Origin of the sequence: Aeromonas rivuli, from assembly GCF_000820045.1 — a bacterium.
GTDB classification, from domain to species: Bacteria; Pseudomonadota; Gammaproteobacteria; order Enterobacterales; family Aeromonadaceae; genus Aeromonas; species Aeromonas rivuli.
The window spans coordinates 54390-62665 of sequence record NZ_CDBJ01000054.1 but is presented as its reverse complement, the minus strand read 5'-3'; the positions used below and the strand labels follow the sequence as shown (position 1 = coordinate 62665).

The following is an 8276-nucleotide window of genomic DNA, read 5'->3' as shown; positions in this document are numbered from 1 at the left end:
CCTCAGTGCCCCCCATCCATCGTCCCGCATTCAACGTCGATGAAACCGTGATGGAACCTGCTGGCGCGTTTTATCCAGCGCAGGCTGGCCCTGGCTGATGAATAGGGGCAGGATCCCGCAATGGCATAACAAAACAGGCAGCCAAGAGGCTGCCTGTTTTGTTATGCGGGACATCGTTGTTTTATCCCAGCATTATTACCGCCGTTATCCCAGGACTATCTCGGCCAGATGAGTGAAGTGGCGGATCTCGTGGGTCGGGGCACAGTCCCCCGCCTGACCCTGGGGGTTATACCAGCAGGTGGCCAGCCCCATGGCCGCCGCACCGGCTATGTCCGTCTTGGGATTATCCCCCACCATCAACACCCGGGCCGGATCCGGTCTCCCCATCAGCGCCAGACTCTGTTCGAAGATGGCCGCCGCCGGTTTGGTGACTCGCACCTCGTCCGAGATGATCAGCGGTGCGAACCAGTCGTGCCAGCCGAGTTTGGCCAGACGGCCGCGCTGGGGCAGGCTGAAACCGTTGGTGATAATGCCCATGCTCACCCGCTCTTTCAGTTGCAGCAAAGTTTCCAGTACGCCATCCAGGGGCTGACTCAGGGCAATGATCTGCTGCAAAAAGGTATCGTTCATCATGAGAGGATCCATCCCTTCGGGGACGAAGGGAGAGAAGCGGGTCTGTTGCAGATGCTGGGCATCTATTTCACCACTGTTGTACTGGCCCCAGAGGCGGTGATTGAGCTCACGGTACTCACTCATCCGCGTCTCGTTCGCCACTATGCCATGTAACTGCAGGGTCTGCTCCAGCGCCTTGCCCACCGGGAAGTCCAGCAAGGTTTCATCGAGATCAAAGAGTACCCAATCATAATGTGGCGTATTCATATCAGTCCTTTACTACATGGAAAATGAACGCTGGCGCTGACCCGGCCAGCTGGGCGCAACACAGGGTCAACCTTGGCAATCAATGCCCCTTAGATGGCATCGTTGGCGTCCTGGCTGACAACCAGGGCGCCATTATCAACCAGGGCAAGGGCGGGATCCAGTCAGGATCCCAGGGTGCCCGCTTGCCATTTCGCCAACAGGCTCAGCGTGAAACGCACCCCAAAGCCCGTTACCTCGCTGCCCACCACCCCATTGCCCCCCTTGTTGCGGTAGCCGGACAAGTCCAGATGCAACCAGGGTGTCCGGGCTGGCACGAAGCGACTGAGAAAACGGGTCGCATCGATGTGATCCGGCGAGGCGCCCGGGGCGCACTGCAACAGATCCGCCCATTCGCTCTCCAGCGCCTCATCGTAATCACTGTCGATCGGGAAGGGCCACACCCGCTCCCCGCTCTCCTGCCCAAGCGCAATGAGGCAGGTCAGCCACTCGGCCTGGTTGGTGAAGGCGCCGCTGTAGCGGCTGCCCAACGCTCGCTTGCAGGCACCGGTCAGGGTGGCGTAGTCGATGATAAGATCCGGCTCGTCTCGCGCCGCCAGCGCCAGGGCATCGGCCAGCACCATGCGCCCCTCGGCATCGGTGTCCACCACCTCTATGGTGGTGCCATTGCAGGCGGTCACCACCTCACCGGGGCGATAAGCCGCCGGGCCTATGTGGTTTTCGGCGATGGCCAGCCAGCAGTGCACCCTCATCGGCAGCCTGGCCCGGCTGATGGCGAGCAGCGTTCCCAGCGCCACGGCGCTGCCCCCCATATCCAGGTGCATGCCATACATGGAGCCCCCCACTTTCAGGTTGTAGCCGCCCGAATCGTGGCAGATCCCCTTGCCCACCAGGGCCAGCTGCCGGGTGGCCCCCGCGGGTTCATAACTGAGCTTCACGATGGCGCCCTGGCCATCCTGAGAGCCGCGGCTCACGGCGAGAAAAGCCCCGGCCCCCAGTGCCTTCAAGGCTGCCTCATCATATTCCTGACACTGCCACCCCTCGACACTGGCCATCTCTTTCACCCGCTGCCGGTAGCCGGGTGCATCGAGTACGGAGGCGGGCAGCACACCAAGATGGCGGGCCAAGGCATTGCCTTCGGCCTCGGCACACAAACGCGCCACATCCAGGGGAAACGCGGGGGAGCTGGAGAGCTGGCGATAAGGGATCCTGGCCTTGGCCTCGCGCTTCTGGCTCGGCAGCGCCACGTTGGCGGCCAGCAGGGAGGCAAGCAGTACCTCTCCGAGTCGGGCCCTCTCGGCGGGCTCGAACCCTTCCAGATGCAGACTCACCTGCTCGGTCTGGTATTGGGCAAGGGGGACTATCCATTGGCGGATCTGTTTGAAACGCTCATGACTTGTCCCCAGCGCCGGGCTGAATATCAGGATAAGCAGCCCTTGCGGATCAGAAGAGTCGATGATCGGGCACAGATAAGGCCCCTCCTGCCCCAGGGCCGCTTGCAGGCTGGCCGCAACCAGCTCGGGGCGCGCGAGCAGTGTCTCTTTCAGACTCTGATGGCAGATCAATAACTTGAGGGGGGAACTCAGTCCCATAAACTGATCGAGATCCCGAGGATCGTTGTCTATCTTGGGGGCCTGATAGGAAAAATCGAGCATATGGCGCAGCCTCATCCATGAAAAAATAGAAGAGCGCCGATGATACCTGAGTGCAGGCAAAGATCGCCATGCTGCTCGCTCATTGAGCGGGGTGCTGATGGGATACAGACAATGAAACAGGGCATAGATCAGTGACAGTCAGCGCGGTCGATCAACGAGCACGCAACCCCGATTATGGAGTCAAGCCAGCTAAAAGGGGGGGCAATGGAGAGAGACGAACAGAATAAAATGGTTGCGGGGGCTGGATTTGAACCAACGACCTTCGGGTTATGAGCCCGACGAGCTACCGAGCTGCTCCACCCCGCGTCCGAATTGTGCCAACAAGACTGAGCAGTTGTCTGGTTGGGTATTGCTTCACTCAAGTCATCTTCACCTGGCGATAAACACCTTGAGTATCAGATGGTTGCGGGGGCTGGATTTGAACCAACGACCTTCGGGTTATGAGCCCGACGAGCTACCGAGCTGCTCCACCCCGCGTCTGAGGTCGCCAATAATAGGCGCCAGCGCAAATATTGCAAGCAAAAATCTTGATAAAGTTGAAGGTGTAGATTAATGCGGCGCTAACAGCCCCTTTTACCAGCACCATGCTGCCTTTTTATGCGATGAAACAAGCCCTTGCCTCTGAAACCTCACCCGCCTCCCTCAAGGCAGGCAAGCTCAGCTGCCATTGGGGTGCCCGCTCTGGCTCACAAACGGCTTATTTTCCCCAGGGTCGACGCCGTCGATCTCCTTGGCGCGCCACAGTGACCCTCCCGTCAGGGCAACAAGCCCCTGCTGGTCGACAGGGGAGCCCAGCCTGCCTGATAGCCAGGCTCCGCCGTCTCAATGCAATAAGCGGTCTCAGTTCAGCATCTGCAAGGCGCCAGTGGCGGCTATCTCGGCGATCAGCAGGCCGCACAGGGTGGTCGATAGCACCACGGGGGCGGTCTCGCGCCGCAGATAGACAGGGCTGAACCAGAGCAGCAAGGTGGCCACAAGCAGCAGGGTCTGAGTCAGGATCCAGGGCAACAGCGCGCTCAGCACGGCGTCACTCGGCTGACTCATCAACATCAGGGCCACAAACCAGAGCAGGCTGGCAATCGCCGCCCCCAGCCCCACCATGGGCAACAAGGTGTTGAACGCCTGCAACCGGTGGCGGGCTCGCAGCAGCATCAGGTGAGCGAAGGCGGCGCCCAGCAGCACCATCTGCAACAGACCACTCACCCAGCCAGTCGCAGCCAGCAGTCCCAGTCCATAGAGGCTCAGGGGCAAGGCGGGCAGCAATAGCCAGGTGGCGGGGATGGCGCGTTTGCCCTCCAGTCTCGATTGCAGCAAGGAGACGCCGATGCCCAGTATCAGGGCCGCCCCACCGAGCCAGACTTGCCACTGGGGCGCCTTCGCCTCCACCGCCAGCATCACCGAGAGGCCACTGATGACCCAGACCGAGAAGCTCTGCTGGAGGATACGCGAGCGTTGACCCGGGCAGAGATCCCCGCGCCACAGCACCAGTGCCAGCCAAGCGAGGGCCCCGAGTGCCATCAGGCCACTCAGGGGATAAAGCCATAGGGGTAATTGGGATAACATGAACGCCTCCTGTGATGAAGGGGGCGAGTATACCCAAACTCAAAGCGGAACCAAACGCCTGGCCCTCGCCGGAGCCACCAGCCCCTTGAACGCCCGGGGAATTACCACAAAGGCATCGGGAGTCAGCCCTGGCCCCTCGCCTGGGCCACTAACCCCTTGAACGCCCGGTGAATTGCCACAAAGGCATCGGAGGTCAGCCCTGGCCCCTCGCCTGGGCCACTAGCCGCTTGAACAGCTGGCGGATCACCACGGGGATATGGCCTGGGCCCAGACGCTCCGCCTCCTCCACCACGGCCAATGCCATGCCGGGCTTGCTGCGATGGTGTATCGCCTTGTTGATGATGCGGCTGGCGCTGAGTGAGGATCGCCCCCCCACCCCGGCTTCGCGCCGAAACACCGCCTCGAAGCCGTTGTGATAGAGGTAGTGCTCGATGTCGGCGGCAGGCAGCTGCGTCAGACGATCCTGTTCCCGCTCCCCCTTGAGCAGGGATCGGGCCGAGCTGGCGTACTTCATCCCGGCCTCGTCGCCGTCGGTGAGCAGGTGCCACTCTATGCCAAAGTCCCGGGCCACCTTGATGAGGGGCGCCTGGCCGCATTGGGCAAACTCGATGATGCGCACCCCTTCGGCCCGCAGGCTGTAGCCGCAGAGCTGGGCCAGCTCTGACAGCAGCCAGATCTCGGTCTCCCCCTCCACCAGCAACCAGCAGCGGGCAAACAGCGACATGGGTCTGTTGATGCGCACATGAAAGGCGATCTTGCGCAGATCGTCGCTGCTGTAGCGCTCCCCCCCGAGTTGATGGCAGAGGATGTCCTGCTGGCGGCGCACCAGACGGCGCACCTGATTCAAGGGCAAGGAGGAGAGCAGATCGCCGGAGTTGGTGGTGAGCAGTTTCTGCGCCGGCAGTTGCTCAAGCAGCCCCCAGGCCAGGGAGAGCATGGTGGGATGGAGCCGGCTCTCCGGATCCTCCACAATCATGATGGGCCTGGCCCCTTGCTCCAGCTCCCGATTGCCACGCGCATTGAGCAGGGCCCCCGCCATGCCCGCCATGGCCAGTTGCAGTGCCCGGTTGTCGGCGCTACGCAACAGGCTCTGCAGGTTGCCGGGGTTGCGCAGTGTCATGGGCCTGTTGATGATCTCCCGCTGGCTGCGCGGCTTGTATTTGATGGGGGCCAGGGCCTTGAAGTAGTGATCCGTCAGCTGGCGCACGGCGCTGAGCGCCTCCTTGAGTTCCTCTTCACCGATGCGTGAAGGCTCATCCCCCATCTTCTCCATCAGCTTGCCGAGGTGATGCTCGCTGGGCTCGGGCCAGGGCTGGGCCTCCTGGCCGAACTGGGCGCTGCGGGCGTCGCGCAGCCGAAACACCGGGTTCATGGTGATGAGCAGAGTGACCAGAGGCCCGCTCTCCACCCCCTCCAGCACCTTGCCGATGCCATCGAGAAAGTCATGGCGACTCAACACGCTGCCATCATCGTGCAACTCGGCGCTGGCTCGATAGTGGATGCGATGGAACTTGTCTTTGTGAGACATCCAGACCGGGGCGAGACGGGCAAGGCGCTGGGAACGCAGGCACATCTCCGGTCGGTATTCGCTGAAGGTGAGCACCAGTTGCAGGCTGCGCGCCGAGGCCAGCTCGGGATCTTCGGGTCTGTGGAAGTCATCTGCATTGAACTGATAGGGCTCGGCTTCCTGGCCCAGCAGACACCAGAGTGCCCGCAGCAGGCTCGATTTCCCCCAGGCGTTCTCACCGATGAGCACAGTGGTGTTATCCAGGCTGAGCGAGAGGCGGTTTATCCCGCGAAAGCCTTTTATCTCGATACGTTCCAGAAACATAGCGCCCCATGACAGCAATCAACGTCTGGGAGTCATAGTGGCAAACTTGCCGGCCACTGCCTATGGCAGGGGGGAGATTTCAACGAGAACTGTGAGGCACTTCGGGTTCGGGGACACAGGGGAGAGGCAGGGACCAGCGAGGGGCGTTCCAGTGACTGAACCAGAGGTGGCGGCTGCGAGCCTGACGTTTGCTTTGTTTCAAGAGGCTTCCTTCTTATGAGGTGGGATCATGGCGGTGGCGCACTGGTTGATGGGCGCGCCGCCACTATCTCCACCCAGCATGACAATCCGATGACAAGCGGCTGCGCCACTGCCCCGGACTCAAACCAAAATCATCACGAAAGCGGTTACCCAGGTGGGCCGCAGACGAGAAACCACATTGGCTCGCCACCTCCCCCAGGGAGGCCCCGGCCAGCAAGAGCTGCTTGGCACGGCGCAATCGCAGCCCCTGCAGATAGCGATGGGGAGAGGTACCCAGGGTTTGGGCGAACATGCGGCTGAAGTGGAATTCGCTCAGGCTGGCCTCGGCCGCCAGCTCGCCAAGCAAGATGGGCTGCGCAAGACGCCCGGCCATGTAATCACACACCCGCCGCGCCACTGCAGGCGCCAATCCCCCCTTGGGCAGCACCAGCGCTGGCGCCTCCTGGGTGTGATGACTAAAGGTGTGCAGCAGCAGTTGATTGCAGATCTCGCCAAGGGCCAGCCGATTGCCCGCCTCCTGCCAGTCCAGGTGTTGAAGCTGGTTGGCCAGCCTCATCAAGAGGGCATCGTCGATGAAGGTCTTGTCATCGAGCTGCAGATGGCGGCCCTCCCGATCGCAGACCTCCTCGGCGATCCGCGTCAGGTGTGCCGGGCTGAAATAGAGATGAAAGAAGCGAAACTCCTCGCGCACCAGCCACTCGGATCTGTGGTGATCCGGCATCAGGCAAATCTTGCCGACGCCACCATGGCCCCCAGGGCCATCGAGCCGCTCCGTCTGCTCACCCCCTTGCAGATAGACGCTCAGGGTGTGATGGCCGGGTCTGTGGTAGCGCGTCTGATCGAAGCAGTTTCGCCAGCTGGCCAGTCCGAGCCCTGGCTCCAGCCAGTGGTGGGCCTCGAGCCGCGCCCCCGTGCTGACCAATGCATCGAATACCCCTGCAGCCATGTCGCCTCTCTCATCCTGAAGATCTCTGAACCCGGGGCTAGCCAGCTGGCGCCACAGGGTTCCTCGGGCAGCCCTTCGCTGGCCGGTGAGTGTCCAGTCTACCCGCCCTCCCCGGCAGATGGCAGCCACAGGGGCGCCCCTAGGCAAAATAACCGCAAGATCCTGTAACCCGGCACGGGCCAGGGCAGGCATGCTAAGACCAGAGTGAGAGAGCAGAGCTCCTCCTTTTACCCATTGCCGTCGCCTTCCTAAGGATCACCATGATGAATCTGACCCTCTATCTCGCCACCGTGCTCATCTGGGGCAGCACCTGGATTGCCATCGCCTGGCAACTCGGCCCCATCCCCATCGAGGTCTCGGTGCTCTATCGCTTCGCCCTGGCGGCCCTGGCACTCTTTGCCCTGCTCACCCTGAGCGGCAAGTTTCCCCGTCTGCCAAAACAAGGCCAGGGCTATGCCGCCCTGCTCGGCGCCCTGCTCTTTTCCACCAACTTCCTCTGCTTCTATCACGCCACCCAATACATCCCCAGCGGCCTCTCGGCGGTGGTGTTCGCCTGTGCCAGCATCTTCAACGGCCTCAACCTCTGGCTGTTCGAGAAACAGAAACCCAGCCGTCAATGGCTGCAGGGCTCAGTGATGGGACTGGCCGGCACCCTGCTGCTGTTCTGGCCCAGCCTGATATCGAGCGATCTGGGCGCCCAGGCCTGGAAGGGGCTCGCCTTCGCCTGCGCCGGAACCCTCTGCTTCTCCCTCGGCAATCTGGTCTCGGCCCGGGGTCAGCGCCAGGGTTTTACCGTGTTGCAGATGGTGCCCTGGGGCATGTTGTACGGGGTCATACTGCTGCTGGGCTGGGTGCAACTGCTGGGTCAAGAGCTGGTCTGGCCGACCGGCACCCGTTACTGGGGGGCCCTGCTCTATCTGGCGCTGTTCGGCTCGGTGATCGCCTTTACCGCCTATCTGACCCTGGTCGGGCGGATCGGGGCCAGCAAGGCGGCCTATGCCACCGTGCTCTTTCCCCTGGTGGCCCTGGGTCTCTCCACCCTGTATGAGGGATTTGTCTGGCAACCGGTCTCCATGGTCGGCATGGCGGTCTGCCTGCTCGGCAATCTGGTGATCTTCGGATTGCCCAGGCGCCTCAAACCCCAACCGGTCTGACCCCTTGCCTCTCGCCCCACAAGCCCCTAAGGTGGGGGCCGGACATGTTC

Annotated in this window: 6 protein-coding genes and 2 tRNA genes; 1 reads left to right on the top strand and 7 read right to left on the bottom strand. The window is 62.1% G+C overall.

The features are described from left to right. Positions 1 to 204 precede the first annotated feature (204 nt). From yjjG to BN1130_RS12480, 7 genes are all read right to left on the bottom strand, one after another. Positions 205 to 879, bottom strand: a complete 675-nt coding sequence (yjjG, locus tag BN1130_RS12510) for a pyrimidine 5'-nucleotidase (RefSeq protein WP_042042374.1) — start codon at positions 877 to 879, stop codon at positions 205 to 207. A gap of 161 nt (positions 880 to 1040) precedes the next feature. Further along, positions 1041 to 2531, bottom strand: coding sequence for a M17 family metallopeptidase (locus BN1130_RS12505; protein ID WP_042042373.1), 1491 nt, complete (start codon positions 2529 to 2531; stop codon positions 1041 to 1043). A gap of 229 nt (positions 2532 to 2760) precedes the next feature. Further along, a tRNA-Met gene (locus tag BN1130_RS12500) sits at positions 2761 to 2837 on the bottom strand. Positions 2838 to 2931: 94 nt separating this feature from the next. Then, positions 2932 to 3008 (bottom strand) — tRNA-Met (locus tag BN1130_RS12495). A 363-nt stretch (positions 3009 to 3371) separates the two neighbouring features. Next, positions 3372 to 4094: an HI_1241 family integral membrane domain gene (locus BN1130_RS12490; RefSeq protein ID WP_042042372.1), complete on the bottom strand. Its 723-nt coding sequence runs from the start codon at positions 4092 to 4094 to the stop codon at positions 3372 to 3374. A 193-nt stretch (positions 4095 to 4287) separates the two neighbouring features. Next, the gene (locus tag BN1130_RS12485) at positions 4288 to 5925 is read right to left on the bottom strand and encodes an ATP-dependent endonuclease (protein ID WP_042042371.1); all 1638 of its coding nucleotides are present in this window, start codon (positions 5923 to 5925) and stop codon (positions 4288 to 4290) included. A 265-nt stretch (positions 5926 to 6190) separates the two neighbouring features. Continuing rightward, entirely contained in the window at positions 6191 to 7072 is an 882-nt protein-coding gene (locus BN1130_RS12480) for a helix-turn-helix domain-containing protein (protein ID WP_042042369.1), read from the bottom strand. A 263-nt stretch (positions 7073 to 7335) separates the two neighbouring features. Here BN1130_RS12480 and BN1130_RS12475 point away from each other — a divergent pair, with 263 nt between their 5' ends. After that, positions 7336 to 8226 carry a DMT family transporter gene (locus tag BN1130_RS12475; protein ID WP_042042368.1) on the top strand — a complete coding sequence of 297 codons (891 nt, stop codon included), beginning with the start codon at positions 7336 to 7338 and terminating at the stop codon, positions 8224 to 8226. The last annotated feature ends 50 nt before the right edge of the window (positions 8227 to 8276 follow it).

Bases quoted from the DNA above. Each gene is read 5' to 3' on its own strand.
- BN1130_RS12475 (WP_042042368.1), top strand. From the start codon at position 7,336: ATGAATCTGACCCTCTATCTCGCCACCGTGCTCATCTGGGGCAGCACC.
- BN1130_RS12490 (WP_042042372.1), bottom strand. From the start codon at position 4,094: ATGTTATCCCAATTACCCCTATGGCTTTATCCCCTGAGTGGCCTGATG.
- BN1130_RS12505 (WP_042042373.1), bottom strand. From the start codon at position 2,531: ATGCTCGATTTTTCCTATCAGGCCCCCAAGATAGACAACGATCCTCGG.
- BN1130_RS12480 (WP_042042369.1), bottom strand. From the start codon at position 7,072: ATGGCTGCAGGGGTATTCGATGCATTGGTCAGCACGGGGGCGCGGCTC.
- BN1130_RS12485 (WP_042042371.1), bottom strand. From the start codon at position 5,925: ATGTTTCTGGAACGTATCGAGATAAAAGGCTTTCGCGGGATAAACCGC.
- yjjG (WP_042042374.1), bottom strand. From the start codon at position 879: ATGAATACGCCACATTATGATTGGGTACTCTTTGATCTCGATGAAACC.